The following is a 17,775-nucleotide window of genomic DNA, read 5'->3' on the forward strand; positions in this document are numbered from 1 at the left end:
CGCATCATGGCGTGCGGGCTCCTGAAAGAAATCGGGAGCAAGCATCGACAATCAGGTGAGCGCTTTGAATGTGGGGTTTATGGAGCGCTTACACTGCGCCGGGTGTGCGCTGAAAGCCCAATGCACGACGGCTAAGCGCCGCGATGTCTCGCGTCACGCTCATGAGGAAGCCTTTGAGCGCATGGCGCAGCGGATGCAACTGCATCCAGAGATGATGGAGCGGCGCAGATCCATCGTGGAACACCCGTTTGGCAATCTCAAACAATACCTATTTGGGAACGAGCGGTTCCTGCTACGGCAACTCCAAGGGACGAGAGCCGAAATGGCCCTGGCCGTGACGGCATACAACCTCAAGCGGGCGATCAGCGTACTGGGTACCAAGAAAATGATGCAACTGATGGGCTGAAGAGCCCTTTTCAGCACAAAAACAAACACCCCGAACAAGTCGGGGCGTTTGGTATAGGGCCTATCAGCGTGTTTTCACACAGCCTGTAAAGGCCTCTTTTTTGTTGATTGCAGCGACGCACTGCAGATCGAATTTGGAGCGGGAAACGAGACTCGAACTCGCGACCCCGACCTTGGCAAGGTCGTGCTCTACCAACTGAGCTATTCCCGCGTCGTTATGGGTTGCCATTCTAGCGATCTGCCCAAAAACGTCAACCCCTTGATTCAAAAAAGTTTTATTTCTGCTCCGACCCTTCGCGAAGGTGCGGCCAGGCAGCCAGCAGGTAATGCACCATCGACAACAGCGTCAGCCCCGCAGCAACCAACAGCAGCGCATAGCCGAGGATCACCCAGAAGCCCATCACCGGCGGGTTGGCCAACAGGATCACCAACGCCAGCATTTGCGCGGCGGTCTTCCACTTGCCGAGGTTGGACACCGCAACGTGCGCCCTCGCCCCCAGCTCGGCCATCCACTCGCGCAGGGCCGAGACCACGATCTCGCGGCCGATGATCACCGCCGCCGGCAGGGTCAGCCAGAAGTTGGCGTGCACCTGCACCAGCAGCACCAGGGCCACGGCGACCATCAGCTTGTCGGCCACGGGGTCGAGGAAGGCGCCGAACGGCGTGCTTTGCTGCAGCCGACGGGCCAGGTAGCCGTCGAGCCAGTCGGTCGCGGCGGCGATGGCGAACACACTGCTGGCGGCCAGGTAACTCCAGTGGTACGGCACGTAGAACAGCAGAATGAAGATCGGGATGAGCAGGACGCGTAGAACGGTGAGCAGGTTTGGAATATTCATCGGTACGACTGGCTGCGAGTTGAACCCGGCATTCTACTCGCTATGCAGGCTGGCATAAATCGACTCGGCAAGCTTTTTACTGATACCAGGGGCCTTGGCGATTTCGTCGACACTGGCGCGGTTGAGCTCCTGCAGGCCGCCGAAATGTTTCAGCAGGTCGCGGCGGCGCTTGGGCCCTACCCCTGCAACATCCTCCAGGCTGGAGGTGCGCCGCGCCTTGCCGCGGCGGGCGCGGTGGCCGGTGATGGCGAAACGGTGGGCTTCGTCGCGGATCTGCTGGATCAGGTGCAGCGCCGGGGAATCGCCCTTGAGGGTGAACTCATGGGCGGCGTCGTTGAGGTAGAGGGTCTCGAAGCCGGCCTTGCGGGTCACACCCTTGGCCACGCCGAGCAGGGTCAGGTCGCTCAGGCCCAGCTCCTGCATCACGTCGCGGGCCATGTTCAACTGGCCCTTGCCGCCGTCCACCAGCAGCACGTCGGGCAGCTTGCCCTCGCCATCCTTGATCCGCCCGTAGCGGCGCATCAGCGCCTGGTGCATGGCAGCATAGTCGTCGCCGGCGGTCACGCCTTCGATGTTGAAGCGGCGGTAGTCGGACTTGAGCGGACCCTCAGGGCCGAACACCACGCAACTGGCCACAGTGGCCTCGCCGCTGGAGTGGCTGATGTCGTAGCACTCCAGGCGCTGGGGGACTTCCGGCAGGCCGAGAACCTGGGCCAGGGCGTCGAAGCGCGCGGCCATGTGCTGGCGGTTGGCCAGACGGGCATTGAGGGCCTGTTCGGCATTGGTCACCGCCAGTTGCTGCCAGCGCGCGCGGGTGCCACGCACCCGGTGGCTAATGGTCAGCTCGCGGCCGCGCAAGGTCTGCACGGCTTCGACGAGGGCTTCGAAGTCTTCGTGCACCACGTTGACGATCAGCTCGCCGGGCAACTCGCGCTCGGCGTTGCCCAGGTAATACTGGGACAAGAACGCGGCCATGACTTCGGCCACCTCCTCCTCGATACCCACCTGCGGGAAGAAGTTCTTGCTGCCCAGCACCCGCCCGCCGCGCACGCTGATCAGGTGCACGCAGGCACCACCGGGGTTGACGAAGGCGGCGATGACGTCGACGTCGCCGGAGCCGCCCTCCATGTATTGCTGATCCTGGACCCTACGCAGCAGGGCGATCTGATCGCGCAGCTCGGCGGCCTTCTCGAAGTTCAGGGCCATGGCGGCCGTTTCCATCTCGGCATTGAGCTCGTTGCCCAACTGCTGGCTGCGGCCCTCGAGGAACATCACCGAGTGGCGCACGTCCTCGGCGTACTCCTCGGGCGTCACCAACCCCACGCAGGGTCCCTTGCAGCGCTTGATCTGGTATTGCAGACACGGGCGGGTGCGGTTGGCGTAATAACTGTCCTCGCACTGGCGCACCGAAAAGGCCTTCTGCAACAGGCCCAGGCTCTCACGGATGGCCCCGGCACTGGGATAGGGGCCGAAGTAGCGGCCCTTGGCCTTCTTGGCGCCGCGGTGAATGCCCAGGCGTGGGAAATCACCGTCAGACAGGAATACGTATGGGTAGGACTTATCGTCGCGCAACAGGATGTTGTAGGGCGGCCGCCATTCCTTGATGAGCGTCTGCTCCAGCAGCAGCGCCTCGGTTTCGTTGGCGGTGATGGTGGTCTCGACCTGGGCGATGCGCGCCACCAGCGCGGCGGTCTTGGGCGCCAGGCCGGTCTTGCGGAAATAGCTGGTCAGGCGTTTCTTGAGGTTCTTCGCCTTGCCCACGTACAGCAGCCGGGACTCGGCGTCGAACATCCGGTAGACGCCCGGGCGACCGCTGCAGGTCGCCAGGAACGCGCTGGCATCAAAGATTGGGGACATTTAGAGACTGGCGTCGACCATACCGTGGCGGACGGCCAGCAGCGTCAGTTCGACGTCGCTGGTGACCGAGAGTTTTTCGAAGATCCGATAACGGTAAGTATTGACGGTCTTGGGGGACAGACACAACTTGTCGGAGATGATCTGCACCTTTTGGCAGCCGACGATCATCAGGGCGATCTGGATTTCCCGCTCCGACAGGGCGTCGAACGGCGAGCCCTGCGGCTGGAACGACTTGAGCGCCAGCTGCTGGGCGATCTGCGGGCTGATGTAGCGCTGCCCGGCGAAGGCCAGGCGGATGGCCTGGACCATTTCATCGAGCCCCGCGCCCTTGGTCAGGTAGCCGGCCGCACCGGCTTGCATGAGCCGGGTGGGGAACGGGTCTTCCTCGCACACGGTCACGGCCACCACCTTGGTGTCCGGGTGACTGCGCAACAGTTTGCGTGTGGCTTCCAGCCCGCCGATCCCTGGCATCTTCACGTCCATCAGCACGACATCCGGCTTGAGCTCGCGGGCCAGCTTGAGTGCGGCTTCGCCCGAGTCCGCCTCGCCGACCACCTGCAGCCCGTCGATATCGGCGAGCATGCGCGTGATGCCGGTACGCACCAGATCGTGATCATCGACCACTAGGACCCTAATCAAGCAGACACCTCGTCATGGGGCGATTGGATCCGGCCACCTTAACAAAATTTTTCATGGCTAACCTAGCGCAAAGCGTCATTGAAATATGCCTGCCGGCCCACTCGCTGCAGGCGCGGCGTTTCACGTACCTCAGCCTCCCCGGCGAGGCGGCTGATCAGGTGCCAGACCGCAGCCTGGTCGGCCGATGTCAACCGGCGCAGGGCGCCGAGCAGATGCCCTTCCTCGGCACTGAGACTCTCCAACGGCGCAGGTGTGCGCAGGCCACTGATCACATACAAGGCATCCACCCCCTTGGCTGCCAGCGAGGCCAAGTAGTCGATGCGCGGTGTGCGTTCGCCGCTTTCGTACTTGCCCTGGGCATTGGGCTCGACGCCACCGATGTCGCCGAACACCCGCTGGGTCAGGCCCAGGCGCTCGCGCTCTTCACGTAGACGCGGACCGAATCCTTTCATGCGACTCCCTTCCTCTTTCGACAACTCCGATCGGGTGCATCCAGCACCCAGGTGAATGGCAGTAGCGCCAGGTCGCACTATGCACATTGGATCCAATTTAAGCAAGCCACTATACGGCTACCTATCTGCTCCTGTGCAGACAAGTCGTCACATGGATTGGTTATCGCCTATGACGCGCTGCATGCGCACGAAGCACTCGTCCTCGCCCATCTCGACGAAACCACAACGCCGGTACAACTGCCGCGCAGGGTTGCTCCTGAACACCATGAGACGTAGCAGTGGTAAGCGCCGCTGTGCCGTCCAAACAGCCAGTTGGCTCAACACCCAGCTCCCCACCCCGCGCCCCCGGTGCTCGGGTAGCAGGTGCAGTTCACGGATGAACAGGGCTTGTCGGTCCTGGCTGAGGCTGCAGAAACCCAACACCCTGCCCCCCTCCTCCACCAACCATTGCTCACGCCAGCCCCAGGCCTGGTCGAATGCTTCTTCGATCCACAGCAGGTCGAACTCACGGTAATACGGCAACATTGCCCGGCGCGTAAGGTCGCGGGCGAAGGTGAGGTGGTCATTGCTGGCGGGGGTGAGCTTCAGGTCATGCATGGCGGCGTTCTCGGTAGGCGCGACTTCGTGGCAAGGCCTGCATGCCTGCGACAATCTCTCTCGTTCAGCCTAGGGCTTGCATTGACCGAGGTCACGCCTTGGTAACGAATTGTTTCTAAGCTCTGTGTCCACGGCAACCCCGCCCGCTTCCCTCGGAGCTCCGATGGCAATTCCATCCCTGGCCGGCCAGCCCGACCTGCCGCGCAACGACCCCAGGCCGCAACTGGCGCACCGCCCTGGCCGCGCCACCCTCACGCTATTCATCGGCCTGTTGCTGGCCGGCCTGGCCTACACCGGCTGGAGCCTGCAGCAGGACGTCAGCGCCAGTGGCACGACAGTGACTACGGTGACGCCATTCCTGCTCTTGGGCCTGGCCCTGCTGATCGCCCTGGGCTTCGAGTTCGTCAACGGCTTCCACGACACCGCCAATGCCGTGGCCACAGTGATCTACACCCACTCGTTGCCAGCATCGGTAGCGGTGGTCTGGTCGGGGTTGTGCAATTTCCTCGGTGTGCTGCTTTCCAGTGGCGCAGTGGCCTTCGGCATCATCGCCCTGCTACCGGTGGAACTCATCCTCCAGGTCGGCTCCGGCGCGGGCTTCGCCATGGTCTTCGCTTTGCTGCTGGCGGCGATCATCTGGAACCTCGGTACCTGGTGGCTGGGTTTGCCGGCCTCGTCCTCGCACACACTGATCGGCTCGATCATCGGGGTGGGCGTGGCCAACGCGCTGATGCATGGCCGCGAGGGCACCAGCGGGGTGGACTGGAGCCAGGTCAGCAAGATCGGCTACGCCCTGCTGTTCTCGCCACTGATCGGCTTCGCCTGCGCCGCCCTGCTGCTGCTCGCCCTGCGCCTGCTGGTCAAGCGCCGCGAGCTGTACCAGGCGCCCCAGGGCCAGACTCCACCCCCGTGGTGGATCCGTGGCCTGCTGATCCTCACCTGCACCGGTGTGTCGTTCGCCCACGGCTCCAACGACGGACAGAAAGGCATGGGCCTGATCATGCTGATCCTGGTGGGCACCCTGCCGATGGCCTACGCGCTGAACAAGACCATGCCCAGCGAGCAGGCGTTGCAGTTCTCCGCAGTGGCCGAGGTGACCCGTCAGGCCTTGGTGCGCGTCGCGCCCGAGCCATTGACCGCATCTGCGCGCCAGACCCTCACCGCATTCATTGCCGAGCCCAAGGCCAGCCCGCAGTTGCTGCCGGCGCTGGCCGCGCTGACCGGGATGATCGGCGAGGAGGTCAAGGGCTATGGCTCGCTCAACCGCGTGCCGGCTGAGGCGATGGCCAACGTGCGCAACGACATGTACCTGACCAGCGAGGCCATCCGCCTGATCGACAAGCACCAGTCGGTCGCCTTCGATGCCGACACCCGCAGCCATGTGCAGTTGTTCAAGAAACAGCTGGACGACGCCACCCGCTACATCCCGCTGTGGGTCAAGGTCGCCGTGGCCATCGCCCTGGGCTTGGGCACCATGGTTGGCTGGCGGCGCATCGTGGTGACGGTCGGCGAGAAGATCGGCAAGACCCACCTGAGCTACGCCCAGGGTGCCTCGGCGGAGGTGGTGGCGATGTGCACCATCGGCGCGGCGGACATGTTCGGGCTGCCGGTGTCGACGACCCACGTGCTGTCGTCGGGGGTGGCCGGGACCATGGTCGCCAATGGCTCGGGGATCCAGCGGCGGACGCTGCTGAACCTGCTGATGGCCTGGGTATTGACCTTGCCGGCGGCGATGCTGCTGGCGGGGTGCCTGTATTGGTTGTTGAACCACCTCTTCTGAAAACAACAGCGTCCTTGTAGGAGTAGCTTGCCCCGCGATGCGCTGGTGAATTCACCTACGCTCTCGTAGGGCCCGCCCCTACAGGTAATACAGTGCCCAAGCTAATGCAGTGTGGAATCAGCCCGGGATCTTCAGCCCGCGCTGCACCGCCGGGCGCTCCAGGAACGCCGCCAGCACCCGCTGCACCTCCTTGAACTCATCGAACCCCACAAGCTCCCGGGCGTTGTAGCGCTCCACCAGGTTGCGCACCCACGGGAAGATGGCGATGTCGGCGATGCTGTATTCACCCACCACCCACTCACGCCCGACCAAATGCCGGTCGAGCACGCCCAGCAGGCGCTTGGATTCGTTGACGTAGCGATCGCGAGGGCGCTTGTCCTCGTAGTCCTTGCCGGCGAAGAAGTGGAAGAAACCGACCTGGCCGAACATCGGCCCGATACCGCCCATCTGGAACATCAACCATTGCAGGGTCTGGTACCGGGTCGCCGGGTCAGCACTCAGCAGCTTGCCGGACTTCTCGGCCAGGTACTGCAGGATCGCCCCCGACTCGAACAACGGCAACGCCTGGCCGCCCGGGCCGTTGGGGTCGAGGATGGCGGGGATCTTGTTGTTGACGCTGAGGGAGATGAATTCGGGGGTGAGCTGGTCATTGCTGTCGAAGCTGACCTTGTGCGCTTCGTAGGGCAGGCCGATCTCTTCGAGCATGATCGACACCTTGACGCCGTTTGGGGTCGCCAACGAGTACAGTTGCAGGTGCTCGGGGTGCTGCGCGGGCCACTTGCGGGTAATGGGGAATGCGGAAAGATCGGTCATGGTCGGTCCCGGGTTTGCAAGGAAGCCCCCACTCTAGGGGATTGCCCAGGCACTTGACCAATGACAAAGAAGTGGCGCGCTCGGTGAGCGCGCCACGGCTTGACTCAGAAGCGCGGCGCGACGGCCTCCGCGGCGCGGGAGATGACCACTTCGACACGCCGGTTGAGCTGACGCGACCGCGCATCGTTGTTGGTCGCCACCGGGTACTCCTTGCCATAGCCGGCGGTGGTGATCCGCTCCAGCCCCACACCCTGTCGTCGCAGGGCATTGGCCACCGAAGCGGCACGGCTTTCGGACAGCCGTTGGTTGAGGGCATCCCCCCCGGTGGAGTCGGTGAAGCCTTCGACCAGTACCTTGCGCTCTGGATTGGCATGCAGGTACTCGGCCAACTGCTGGATCATCCGGGCACTACCAGCACGCAGTTCGGCGCGACCGGTGTCGAACAGCACATCACCAAAGGTGACCACGGTGCCACGCTCGGTCTGCTTGGCCTTGAGCGCTTGCAGCGCCTTCAGCTGGGCCGTGCGTACATCTAGCCGCGCCTGGGTGCGCTGGGCCTCGATACCGTGCAACCCCGCCTCGGCCAGGCGCAGCACGATCGTCTGTTCGGCAGTTTCGATCCTTCGATTGGCCAGGTAGGCCAGTTGCTCGACGTCGGCGCCTTTGCGGTCCTTCAGCGAGGCCTGCTCGGCCTGGCCCAAGGCGCGGTAGGCGTCCTGGGTCTCCAGGGCGGCGATACGGCTGGCCTCGGGTTTGGCCTGCAGCACCGTGTAGGCTTCGCGGGCCTGCAACAGCGCCGGGTTCTCGGGGGTGGTGCCGCAGCCGACAAGCACCAAGGCCACGGCTGACAGGCCGGGCAGAAGACGGGATTTCATCATGGTCGAGTCCTCAGATCGTGGTCACAGCGGGAGGGGCGTCCGGCGCATCGAGCATTTCCTGCTTGAGCACTGCGATACCCTTGCGGGCGTTCTCCAACTGCTCTTGGGTCTTGCTTGCCAGCGCCTTGCGTTCAGCCAGGCGGGCGTCGGCTTCGGCCTGTTCGGCCAGGGTGCGCACCTTGGCAATGTTCTGCTCGCCGAGCGAACGCTCCATGGCCTGGAGTTTTTCCTGGGCGGCACGCATCTCCAGCGGGGCGTATTGCGTGGCATCGGCGGCCACCGCGCGGTTGACGGCGGTGCGGGTCAGCTCGATCTGCTCGCTGGGAATGACGACGCTGGCGCAACCGACCAGCGTCAACAGCAGGCCGGCGAACGGCAGGTACTTGGAAGTGAATCGGGCACGCATGAAAGGACTCCTCAGTGCGTTGGCAACTCGCGGACACAGGGCTCCCGCCGTATCCGCACGGTGATGGTCAAAAGAGTGGGAAAGTCGGTGATGCTCTTAGGGTCCGGCCGTATCAAACGTCCGAAAGCGGGGACCGTGAGTAGGAAGCGATGAACATCAGAGACAGCCTTTTGTGAAAACGACGCCAGACTAGTCTCAGGAATCGGCAGCTCACATAGGAATTGTCTGAGCTAGCAGGTAGGAAATTTCGACAGTGTGTACGATCCGCGATAGGGCAGCCTATGCCGCCCACCGCCCTATCGTCACACCAGCCCATGGGCCTTTTGCTTGAGTCTTTCGGTGTCCACTCGCACGAATACCGAATCGGCGCTGACCGTCAGCACATCCCCCGCCCAGACTTCGCAAAGCACCCGGCTCTTGCGCCCCACCGCGCCTTCCACCCGCGCCTTGAGCAGCAACTCGACCCCCATGGGCGTGGGGTTGAGGTAGGTCAGGTTGAGGGTGCCGGTAACGCAGTCGATGCGTGGCAGGCTGCCCGGCTCGCGGCCTTCGGCGCGGTAGTGATAGGCCATCGCGGTCCAGTTGGAGTGACAGTCGACCAACATCGCCAGCAGGCCGCCATAAACCAGGCCCGGCCAGCCGATGAAACCGCTATCGGGCGAGTGGCGGCTGATCAGGTGGATGCCGTCGGTGTCCCAGTGGCTGCGGATATGCAGGCCACTGGGGTGGGAACAGCCGCAGCCGTAGCAGGTGCCTTCGGGGGCGGCCAGTTCCTGAAGGGAAAGTGCGTGCTCGTTCATACGCTTCCTGTGCTTGTTCGAATGGGAAGGCAGCACAGGGATAGTACGCCAATACGGGACAAACGACCTTTTCGACGCGCATGATTCCGAGCTGGAATGAACTTCTTCCTATTGGGCTCGGTACACACCCGCCATGTCCAGACGCCTGATACCCTCCATCACTGCCCTGCACTGTTTCCAGTGCCGCGGCCCGCCAGCTGAGCTAGAGGAAATGCTCTTTCTCCAGCCGCCCCATCCTCGGCTACGGCGACGAGACCGAGATGCTGCTCATCGAACCCGGGCATCCACCTGGACATCCGCAACGAACTGGAGCCGTTCGCTTTGGTGCAGGCCAAGGCCGACATCGCCGTCTTCTTCGGCCAAGGCAACTGGACGAGGGCAAGTTGGTAGGGCCGGCACGAACTTCACGAATCCTAGGAATGAAACCAATCCAATAATTCGTTTGCGAAACAACCCCGCGGCACGCTTCGATTGACGACAAACTCGAACACTAAGGCCCGCGTGTCCATGAACCAGGAAAGCATCAGCCAGTCCATCGCCATCGTTCACCCGATCACACTTTCCCATGGCCGCAATGCCGAAGTCTGGGACACCGACGGCAAGCGCTACATCGACTTCGTCGGCGGCATTGGCGTGCTCAACCTGGGGCACTGCAACCCGGCAGTGGTCGAGGCGATCCAGGCCCAGGCCGCACGCCTGACCCACTACGCCTTCAACGCTGCGCCCCATGGCCCGTACCTGACGCTGATGCAGCGCCTGACCGCGTTCGTGCCAGTCAGCTACCCGCTGGCGGGCATGCTGACCAACAGCGGCGCGGAAGCGGCGGAGAACGCCCTGAAGGTGGCGCGCGGTGCCACCGGCAAGCGCGCCATCATCGCCTTCGACGGTGCCTTCCATGGCCGCACCCTGGCAACCCTGAACCTCAACGGCAAGGTCGCGCCTTACAAGCAGCGGGTCGGTGAGCTGCCCGGCCCGGTGTATCACCTGCCCTACCCCAGCGCCGACACCGGCGTCACTTGCGAACAGGCGCTCAAGGCCCTGGAGCGCCTGTTCAGCGTGGAGCTGGCGGTGGAGGACGTGGCTGCGTTCATTCTCGAACCGGTTCAGGGTGAAGGCGGCTTCCTCGCCCTGGACCCCTACTTCGCCCAGGCCCTGCGGCGCTTCTGCGACGACCACGGGATCCTGATCATCATCGACGAGATCCAGTCGGGCTTCGGCCGCACCGGTCAGCGCTTCGCCTTCCCGCGCCTGGGCATCGAGCCGGACCTGCTATTGCTGGCCAAGAGCATCGCCGGCGGCATGCCGCTGGGTGCTGTGGTCGGGCGCCGCGAGCTGCTCGACGCGCTGCCCAAAGGCGGCCTGGGCGGCACCTACTCGGGCAACCCGATCGCCTGTGCCGCGGCATTGGCCAGCCTGGCGCAGATGAGCGATGAAAACCTCGCCACCTGGGGTGAGCGCCAGGAGCAGGCGATAGTCGCCCGTCATGCGCGCTGGAAGGCCAGCGGACTGACCCCGGCACTGGGACGGCTGACCGGCGTGGGCGCCATGCGCGGCATCGAACTGGTCAATAGCGATGGCAGCCCGGCACCGGGGCAACTGGCAAAGGTGCTGGAGGCAGCGCGGGCCCGTGGGCTGCTGTTGATGCCCAGCGGCAAGGCGCGGCACATCATTCGTCTGCTGGCACCCCTGACCATCGAGCCGGCGGTGTTCGAGGAAGGGCTGGATATCCTCGAGCAGTGCCTGGGGGAGCTGAACTGAACCTTACAGGCCCAGTTCCTCGGGGGTGAGCATGTCGGATTCGAAAGCGATCCAGCCGCCTTCTAGTTCGGCGTGGCCGTTGACGATCGGACCGTAGTAGGTCAGGCCGTTCTCCAGTGTCACGCAGATGTGCGTAGCTGATTTCTCGGGGGCCGCGAGGGTACCGACGAAATGCACCTTCTTCAGGGTTTCAGTCACCGCTTCGAGGCCTACGCGCATGCCGGGGTTTTCCGATGCCTCGGCGTCACCGCCACGGTCTTCGGCGCTAATGGTCACGGTGGCGGTGTAGGGGTACTTGCTCAAGCGGGTGGCCTCGATGGGGAGTTGTGGGGGGCATAGGGTACGGCAGCGCAGGGGTGTTGTCTCTAGCGGCCCTATCGCGGGTCAAGCCCGCACCTATAGGGCCCCCAGCGCTCCGACGGGCGGCGGGGTCGCTGCAGGAGCGGGCGGCCCGAACAGACACCCCTCTGCATGGCCTCCCCCGCCCCGATCTGTTAGGGTGCCCGCCGAAGCACGCCATACCACACGAGGACACCGAGTGAGCGCCGAAGAACCCCTGATCGCCGACCTGTTCGAGGTCGACAAACGCCTGACCCTCAAGCCCGTCGTGGACTTCAACACCTACCTGCGCAACGCCTTCGGCGACGGCCCGTGCCGCTGCCACCGCTGCGTCGAGCTGGGCGGCGACGAAAGCAGCTACAGCCACCGCCATACCTTCGAGCTGGAAGGCCGCCAAGTACATCGACGCTTCTCCAACACCGCAGGCAGCGACGTGCTGCAGGCACTGAAGAAGGCTTGGCTGTCCTACACCAAGGGCGAGCTGCGGGTCGTAGGCGAACTGGACCTGGCCACCGTCAAGACCTTCACCGAAAGCGCCCTGCACGAGCGCCTGCTGGCCCTGTTGCCAGCCAGCGGCCTGGCCCGCGAGATGGACGGCACCTGGCAGTTGCAGGCCCAGGCCGACTGACAGCCAGGCGGTGCGGCAGGATTCTCCCGGTCTGCTAACGTGGGAGAATCCTCACCTGCAGGTGACCCGACCATGGCCCGCACAACCCCCATCGAGCTGTACCGCAACATCGGCATCGTCGCCCATGTGGACGCCGGCAAGACCACCACCACCGAACGCATCCTGTTCTACACCGGGGTCAACCACAAGATGGGCGAGGTGCACGACGGCGCCGCGACCATGGACTGGATGGCCCAGGAGCAGGAGCGCGGCATCACCATCACCTCGGCGGCGACCACGGCCTTCTGGCAAGGCTCGACCAAGCAATTCGCCGACAAGTACCGCTTCAACATCATCGATACCCCCGGCCACGTCGACTTCACCATCGAGGTGGAGCGCTCGCTGCGCGTGCTCGATGGCGCGGTGGTGGTGTTCAGTGGCGCCGACGGGGTCGAGCCGCAGTCCGAGACGGTGTGGCGCCAGGCCAACAAGTACCATGTGCCGCGCCTGGCCTACATCAACAAGATGGACCGCCAGGGCGCCGATTTCCTGCGCGTGGTCAAGCAGATCGACCAGCGCCTGGGCCATCACCCTGTGCCGATCCAGCTGGCCATCGGAGCAGAGGAAAACTTCATCGGCCAGATCGACCTGGTGAAGATGAAGGCCATCTACTGGAACGAGGGCGACCAGGGCACCAGTTACCGCGAGGAGGATATCCCCGCCGAATTGCAGGCCCTGGCAGACGAATGGCGCGCACACATGGTCGAAGCCGCCGCCGAAGCCAATGACGAACTGACCTTGAAGTTTCTCGAAGGCGAAGAACTGAGCGTCGATGAAATCAAGGCCGCGCTGCGCCAGCGCACGATCGCCAACGAGATCGTGCCGACCATCCTCGGCTCGTCGTTCAAGAACAAGGGCGTGCCGCTGATGCTCGACGCGGTGATCGACTACCTGCCCGCGCCCAGCGAAATCCCCGCGATCAAGGGCACCGACCCGGACGACGAGAACAAGCACCTGGAACGCCACGCCGACGACCACGAGCCGTTCTCGGCGCTGGCCTTCAAGATCGCCACCGACCCCTTCGTCGGCACCCTCACCTTCGCCCGCGTCTATTCCGGGGTGCTCAGCTCAGGCAACGCGGTGCTCAACTCGGTCAAGGGCAAGAAGGAGCGCATCGGCCGCATGGTGCAGATGCACGCCAACCAACGCGCCGAGATCAAGGACGTGTGCGCCGGCGACATCGCCGCCTTGATCGGCATGAAGGACGTGACCACCGGCGACACCCTGTGCGACCTCGACAAGCCGATCATCCTCGAGCGCATGGACTTCCCCGACCCGGTGATCTCCGTGGCGGTGGAACCCAAGACCAAGGGCGACCAGGAGAAGATGGGCATCGCCCTGGGCAAGCTGGCCCAGGAAGACCCCTCGTTCCGGGTCAAGACCGACGAAGAGACCGGCCAGACGATCATCTCCGGCATGGGCGAGCTGCACCTGGACATCATCGTCGACCGCATGCGCCGTGAGTTCAATGTCGAGGCCAACATCGGCAAGCCGCAGGTGGCGTACCGCGAGAAGATCCGCAACACCTGCGAGATCGAAGGCCGCTTCGTGCGCCAGTCCGGCGGGCGCGGCCAGTATGGCCACTGCTGGATCCGCTTCGCCCCGGGCGACGAGGGCAAGGAAGGCCTGGAGTTCATCAACGAAGTCGTCGGCGGCGTGGTGCCGCGCGAGTACATCCCGGCGATCCAGAAAGGCATCGAGGAGCAGATGAAGAACGGCGTGCTCGCCGGCTACCCGCTGATCAGCCTGAAAGCGGCGGTGTACGACGGCTCGTACCACGACGTCGACTCCAACGAGATGGCCTACAAGATCGCCGCATCCATGGCCACCAAGCAGCTGTCGCAAAAAGGCGGCGCGGTGCTGCTGGAGCCGGTGATGAAGGTCGAGGTGGTGACGCCGGAAGAATACCAGGGCGATATCCTCGGCGACCTGAGCCGGCGCCGCGGGATGATCCAGGACGGTGACGAGACGCCCGCCGGCAAGGTGATCCGTGCCGAAGTGCCGTTGGGCGAGATGTTCGGCTATGCCACGTCGATGCGCTCGATGACCCAGGGGCGGGCGAGCTTCTCGATGGAGTTCACCCGCTATGCCGAGGCGCCGGCGAGCATTGCCGATGCGATCGTGAAGAAGAACCGGGGGGAATAGCCCCCGGCATCGTTTGCGCTTGGGCCGGCGCTATCGCGGGGCAAGCCCCACGGTACCCCGCTGGTTTCGGCATCAGCAGGGTGCCTGTGGGAACGGGCTTGCCCCGCGATGACGTCGACTCATCCAGCACTGAACCTCAATGCTGCTCCCCCGCCCGCCGCAACAGCTTCTTGCAGCGCTCCGACAGGTGCACCACGCGCAGGTGCTTGCCCACCCGGGAATACCGCTCGCGCAAGGTCTGCAACGCCGCGATCGCCGAATAATCGACGAAGCTCAGGTGCTTGCAGTCCAGCATCACGCTGGCCGGATCACCGGCCGGGTCGAACTGCTCGAGAAACGGCGTGGTGGAGGCGAAGAACAGCGTGCCATGCACCTGGTAATGCTTGACCCCCTCGCCGTCCTCATGGCTGTCGGCATACAACTCCCGGGCATGCTGCCAGGCGAAGTTCACCGCAGCGATGACGATCCCGAACAGCACCGCCGTCGCCAGGTCGGTGAACACCGTCACCACGGTTACCGCGATGATCGCCAGTACGTCGCTCACCGGCACCTTGTGCAGCACCCGCAACGAAGCCCAGGCAAAGGTCTGCTGCGCCACCACGAACATCACCCCCACCAACGCCGCCAGCGGAATGCGCTCGATCATCGGCGACAGGAACAGAATGAACAGCAGGATCATCACCCCGGCCACTGCACCCGACAAACGCCCACGGCCATTGGAACTGAGATTGATCACGGTCTGGCCGATCATCGCGCAACCGCCCATGCCGCCACACAGGCCCGAGACCATGTTGGCCGCGCCCAGGGCCACGCACTCGCGATCAGGGTAGCCACGGCTCTCGGTGATCTCGTCGGTAAGGTTGAGGGTCAGCAGGGTTTCCAGCAGACCGACCATGGCCATCAGCAGCGCGTAGGGGGCGATGACTTTCAGGGTTTCCAGGTTCCACGGCACGTCTGGCCAGGCCAGTTGCGGCAGGCCGCCGGCGATGTGGGCCATGTCGCCGAGGGTACGCGTGGGCAGGTCGAGCAGGAACACCAACAGCCCCACGCCCAAGATCGCCACCAGCGCCGGCGGCACCGCGCGGGTAAGTTTCGGCAGCGCGTAGACCACCAGCATGGTCAGCGCCACCAGCCCCATCATCAGGTACAGCGATGTACCCGTCAGCCAGCGCTCACCGTCCTTGAAGTGCTCAAGCTGCGCCAGGGCGATGACGATGGCCAGGCCATTGACGAAGCCCAGCATCACGGGATGCGGCACCAGACGCACCAGCTTGCCCAGGCGCAAGGCGCCGAACAGGATCATCAGCATGCCGCCGAGCAGCACCGTGGCCAGCAGGTATTGGGCACCGTGCTGCACCACCAGGGCGACGATCACCACCGCCATCGAGCCGGCCGCGCCGGAGATCATCCCCGGGCGACCACCGAACAAAGCGGTCAGGGTACAAATGATGAAGGCGCCGTACAGGCCCATCAGCGGGTTGAGGTGGGCCACCAGGGCGAAGGCGATGCACTCGGGCACCAGCGCGAAGGAGGTGGTCAGGCCTGCGAGCAGGTCGGCGCGAAGTCGGGCGGGTTTCATGGATTTGCGGTATCCAGCACCTACAGAGTAGGAAGCGACGTTTCGAATGGGAGCGCGATGTTACGGAAAATGTCCGACAGCGGCGAGCACGGCTCGACTCAACGTACCCGCTCGCGGCTCTGCACGGCCAGGTCCAGGGCGCGCTGCATGTCCAACCGTGCCGAGCGGCCGAGGTCCGGGTGGTTTAGCCGACCGTTACGCTCCGAAGGCAGGATCGGCGCGGTCAGGTCCTCGGCGTCCATGGCTTCGAAGTCCTGCTCCGGGCCCAGGGTCAATGCACTGCGGCGCAATAAGGTACGCAGCTGCTCAGGGGTCAGTTGCGGGTTGATCGACAGCATTGCCGCTACTGTCGCGGCCACCAGCGGCGTGGCATAGGAGGTACCGCAGTGGGGTTCATCGGCCTGCGTCGGCTGGATGCACGCGGCGGCGCTGATGTCCACGCGCATATCGATGTTCGAGCTACGACGCTTGACCACGTGGCGCGGGTCGTCCACCGGCGTGTCCTGGCCACTGCGCTGGTGGCCGCCGACCACCAGCAACTGCTCGGTGACGAACGACGACGGCAGGCGGTACTCGTCGGTACCCGACCAGGAGGCGCCATTGCCCGCCGAATTGACCACCACCACATCCGGGTGCTTGGCTCGCAGCCAGAGGAAGAATTCCTCCAGCAGCTCCTCGTAACCACTCATGGCCAGGCCCGAGCGCACTAACGAATCGACTTCGTCGCCCGCCACATCCCGAGCGCCTACACGGTGGAGGCCCCAGCTCCAGTTCAGCACCCGCACGCCGTCCTCGACCAGGTTCACCGATGCGGCGATATTGGCGGTGATACCGGCATCGCTGTTGCGCTCGACAATCACCTCGAAACCCGGGCTGGCCGGGCCCAGCCCCGTGAGAAAACCGCCCGCCACGCCTTCGCCACGTGCCGCCAATATTCCGGCCACATGGCTGCCATGCCCCTGCGCGCGATCGCCATCACGGCCATAGAGACAGGTAGCCCTGGGCAGGCAAGCACCCCGGTAAGCGCTGAAGGCTGGCGCGTCGAAGTCCACCTCGCGCTCGATCACGCCGATGCGCACCGGCTGTACCGGCACGGCCGAGGCCGACACGCGCCGCTGGTAGTAGTAGAGGGCGTCCATGAAACGGTTGGCGGCCCATTCGTCCGCCTGGCTGAGGGCCTTTTCGGCTCGGCCCGCGCCCTCCTCGCCGCGCTCAGGGGCAGACTCTTCGATGACCACCGCGTCCACGCTGGTTTCGCTGCCTATGCGCAGCACCAGCGCATCACGCTGCACCAAGTCGCGCACCGGCAGGCGCAGCTGGTAGACGTTCAGCGGGGGGATAGCGCCGACCAGCGTGGCGCCGTACTTCTCGGCGATGCGCCGCGCCTCCTGGAGGCCGTCGTGTTTTTCCTCGATCAACAGGCTGACCAGGTCGAGGTAGGTGGTCAGGCCATCCATGTTCTTCGCCACCGCCTCGGGGCCGGCAGCGACCACATGGCTGCGCTGGCGGGTGAGCCACACGGGGTTGCTTTTCTGCTCCCCGGCCTGCAACCACAACGGCGCGCTGCGTTGCTCGGGCGTCTCCAGGGTAAGCATGAGGGTATCGGCGTCGCGTTCGATCGCCCGGTCGGGAAGACGGCTTCCACCGAGCCACACCTGCGGCATCGCCGCGCCCATGCCTTGGGTGCGCAGGCACCAGCGCTGCGGGGTGTCGGCCAGCACGTCGGCGCAGCGTTGCAGGTGCTGGATGCGCAGGGCGTCCTGGGCATGCACGCCTTGGGCGAGGAGTAGGAGCAGGATGAGCTGGCGCTTCATGGGCGCGTTC

16 protein-coding genes, 1 tRNA gene and 2 pseudogenes are annotated in these 17,775 nt (G+C 64.5%); 6 read left to right on the forward strand and 13 right to left on the reverse strand.

What is annotated here, in order from left to right; translation table 11 throughout:
- Positions 1-94: 94 nt before the first annotated feature.
- Positions 95-406, forward strand: a pseudogene (locus P0Y43_RS23435) (transposase); the annotation flags it as partial.
- Positions 407-540: 134 nt separating this feature from the next.
- On the opposite strand, the gene P0Y43_RS23440 reads toward P0Y43_RS23435, so the two are convergent.
- From P0Y43_RS23440 to P0Y43_RS23465, 6 genes are all read right to left on the reverse strand, one after another.
- A tRNA-Gly gene (locus P0Y43_RS23440) sits at positions 541-616 on the reverse strand.
- A 64-nt stretch (positions 617-680) separates the two neighbouring features.
- Entirely contained in the window at positions 681-1,241 is a 561-nt protein-coding gene (pgsA, locus tag P0Y43_RS23445) for a CDP-diacylglycerol--glycerol-3-phosphate 3-phosphatidyltransferase (protein ID WP_275639638.1), read from the reverse strand.
- Between the two features lie 33 nt (positions 1,242-1,274).
- Positions 1,275-3,098 carry an excinuclease ABC subunit UvrC gene (gene uvrC, locus P0Y43_RS23450; RefSeq protein ID WP_275639639.1) on the reverse strand — a complete coding sequence of 608 codons (1,824 nt, stop codon included), beginning with the start codon at positions 3,096-3,098 and terminating at the stop codon, positions 1,275-1,277.
- Entirely contained in the window at positions 3,099-3,737 is a 639-nt protein-coding gene (gene gacA / locus P0Y43_RS23455) for a response regulator transcription factor GacA (protein ID WP_275639640.1), read from the reverse strand. It abuts the gene before it with no gap.
- A gap of 62 nt (positions 3,738-3,799) precedes the next feature.
- A complete protein-coding gene (locus P0Y43_RS23460; RefSeq protein ID WP_275639641.1) occupies positions 3,800-4,189 on the reverse strand; it encodes a helix-turn-helix domain-containing protein in 390 nt (129 codons plus the stop codon).
- 147 nt (positions 4,190-4,336) lie between these two features.
- Positions 4,337-4,786 carry a GNAT family N-acetyltransferase gene (locus P0Y43_RS23465; protein ID WP_275639642.1) on the reverse strand — a complete coding sequence of 150 codons (450 nt, stop codon included), beginning with the start codon at positions 4,784-4,786 and terminating at the stop codon, positions 4,337-4,339.
- 163 nt (positions 4,787-4,949) lie between these two features.
- Between P0Y43_RS23465 and P0Y43_RS23470 the strand changes: the two genes are divergently transcribed.
- The gene (locus P0Y43_RS23470; RefSeq protein ID WP_275639643.1) at positions 4,950-6,566 is read left to right on the forward strand and encodes an inorganic phosphate transporter; all 1,617 of its coding nucleotides are present in this window, start codon (positions 4,950-4,952) and stop codon (positions 6,564-6,566) included.
- A 117-nt stretch (positions 6,567-6,683) separates the two neighbouring features.
- On the opposite strand, the gene P0Y43_RS23475 is transcribed toward P0Y43_RS23470, so the two are convergent.
- From P0Y43_RS23475 to P0Y43_RS23490, 4 genes are all read right to left on the reverse strand, one after another.
- Positions 6,684-7,379 carry a glutathione S-transferase N-terminal domain-containing protein gene (locus P0Y43_RS23475; RefSeq protein WP_275639644.1) on the reverse strand — a complete coding sequence of 232 codons (696 nt, stop codon included), beginning with the start codon at positions 7,377-7,379 and terminating at the stop codon, positions 6,684-6,686.
- A gap of 104 nt (positions 7,380-7,483) precedes the next feature.
- Positions 7,484-8,257, reverse strand: coding sequence for an OmpA family protein (locus P0Y43_RS23480; RefSeq protein WP_275639645.1), 774 nt, complete (start codon positions 8,255-8,257; stop codon positions 7,484-7,486).
- A gap of 10 nt (positions 8,258-8,267) precedes the next feature.
- Entirely contained in the window at positions 8,268-8,663 is a 396-nt protein-coding gene (locus tag P0Y43_RS23485) for a DUF4398 domain-containing protein (protein WP_275639646.1), read from the reverse strand.
- Between the two features lie 302 nt (positions 8,664-8,965).
- On the reverse strand, positions 8,966-9,463 hold the full coding sequence (locus P0Y43_RS23490; RefSeq protein WP_275639647.1) for a PaaI family thioesterase: 498 nt from the start codon (positions 9,461-9,463) through the stop codon (positions 8,966-8,968).
- Between the two features lie 276 nt (positions 9,464-9,739).
- On the opposite strand from P0Y43_RS23490, the pseudogene P0Y43_RS27180 reads away from it, so the two are divergent.
- Both P0Y43_RS27180 and P0Y43_RS23500 read left to right on the forward strand, forming a co-directional pair.
- Positions 9,740-9,847 (forward strand): annotated as a pseudogene (locus P0Y43_RS27180) (LysR family transcriptional regulator); the annotation flags it as partial.
- 123 nt (positions 9,848-9,970) lie between these two features.
- Positions 9,971-11,221, forward strand: a complete 1,251-nt coding sequence (locus P0Y43_RS23500) for a 2-aminoadipate transaminase (RefSeq protein WP_275639648.1) — start codon at positions 9,971-9,973, stop codon at positions 11,219-11,221.
- Between the two features lie 3 nt (positions 11,222-11,224).
- Here the strand turns inward: P0Y43_RS23500 and P0Y43_RS23505 are convergent, their stop codons facing one another.
- Positions 11,225-11,524, reverse strand: a complete 300-nt coding sequence (locus P0Y43_RS23505) for a hypothetical protein (protein WP_275639649.1) — start codon at positions 11,522-11,524, stop codon at positions 11,225-11,227.
- A gap of 235 nt (positions 11,525-11,759) precedes the next feature.
- On the opposite strand from P0Y43_RS23505, the gene P0Y43_RS23510 reads away from it, so the two are divergent.
- Positions 11,760-12,188, forward strand: a complete 429-nt coding sequence (locus P0Y43_RS23510) for a hypothetical protein (protein ID WP_275639650.1) — start codon at positions 11,760-11,762, stop codon at positions 12,186-12,188.
- 72 nt (positions 12,189-12,260) lie between these two features.
- Positions 12,261-14,372, forward strand: coding sequence for an elongation factor G (fusA, locus tag P0Y43_RS23515; RefSeq protein WP_275639651.1), 2,112 nt, complete (start codon positions 12,261-12,263; stop codon positions 14,370-14,372).
- 136 nt (positions 14,373-14,508) lie between these two features.
- On the opposite strand, the gene P0Y43_RS23520 is transcribed toward fusA, so the two are convergent.
- Both P0Y43_RS23520 and P0Y43_RS23525 read right to left on the reverse strand, forming a co-directional pair.
- Positions 14,509-15,951 (reverse strand): SulP family inorganic anion transporter, encoded by a 1,443-nt coding sequence (locus tag P0Y43_RS23520; protein WP_275639652.1) that lies wholly within the window; start codon positions 15,949-15,951, stop codon positions 14,509-14,511.
- 98 nt (positions 15,952-16,049) lie between these two features.
- Positions 16,050-17,765, reverse strand: coding sequence for a S8/S53 family peptidase (locus P0Y43_RS23525; RefSeq protein WP_275639653.1), 1,716 nt, complete (start codon positions 17,763-17,765; stop codon positions 16,050-16,052).
- Positions 17,766-17,775 lie beyond the last annotated feature (10 nt).

Origin of the sequence: Pseudomonas entomophila, assembly GCF_029193575.1 — a bacterium.
Lineage (GTDB): Bacteria > Pseudomonadota > Gammaproteobacteria > Pseudomonadales > Pseudomonadaceae > Aquipseudomonas > Aquipseudomonas entomophila_G.

Bases quoted from the DNA above. Each gene is read 5' to 3' on its own strand.
- pgsA (WP_275639638.1), bottom strand. From the start codon at position 1,241: ATGAATATTCCAAACCTGCTCACCGTTCTACGCGTCCTGCTCATCCCG.
- uvrC (WP_275639639.1), bottom strand. From the start codon at position 3,098: ATGTCCCCAATCTTTGATGCCAGCGCGTTCCTGGCGACCTGCAGCGGT.
- P0Y43_RS23460 (WP_275639641.1), bottom strand. From the start codon at position 4,189: ATGAAAGGATTCGGTCCGCGTCTACGTGAAGAGCGCGAGCGCCTGGGC.
- P0Y43_RS23465 (WP_275639642.1), bottom strand. From the start codon at position 4,786: ATGCATGACCTGAAGCTCACCCCCGCCAGCAATGACCACCTCACCTTC.
- P0Y43_RS23470 (WP_275639643.1), top strand. From the start codon at position 4,950: ATGGCAATTCCATCCCTGGCCGGCCAGCCCGACCTGCCGCGCAACGAC.
- P0Y43_RS23475 (WP_275639644.1), bottom strand. From the start codon at position 7,379: ATGACCGATCTTTCCGCATTCCCCATTACCCGCAAGTGGCCCGCGCAG.
- P0Y43_RS23480 (WP_275639645.1), bottom strand. From the start codon at position 8,257: ATGATGAAATCCCGTCTTCTGCCCGGCCTGTCAGCCGTGGCCTTGGTG.
- P0Y43_RS23485 (WP_275639646.1), bottom strand. From the start codon at position 8,663: ATGCGTGCCCGATTCACTTCCAAGTACCTGCCGTTCGCCGGCCTGCTG.
- P0Y43_RS23490 (WP_275639647.1), bottom strand. From the start codon at position 9,463: ATGAACGAGCACGCACTTTCCCTTCAGGAACTGGCCGCCCCCGAAGGC.
- P0Y43_RS23500 (WP_275639648.1), top strand. From the start codon at position 9,971: ATGAACCAGGAAAGCATCAGCCAGTCCATCGCCATCGTTCACCCGATC.
- fusA (WP_275639651.1), top strand. From the start codon at position 12,261: ATGGCCCGCACAACCCCCATCGAGCTGTACCGCAACATCGGCATCGTC.
- P0Y43_RS23520 (WP_275639652.1), bottom strand. From the start codon at position 15,951: ATGAAACCCGCCCGACTTCGCGCCGACCTGCTCGCAGGCCTGACCACC.
- P0Y43_RS23525 (WP_275639653.1), bottom strand. From the start codon at position 17,765: ATGAAGCGCCAGCTCATCCTGCTCCTACTCCTCGCCCAAGGCGTGCAT.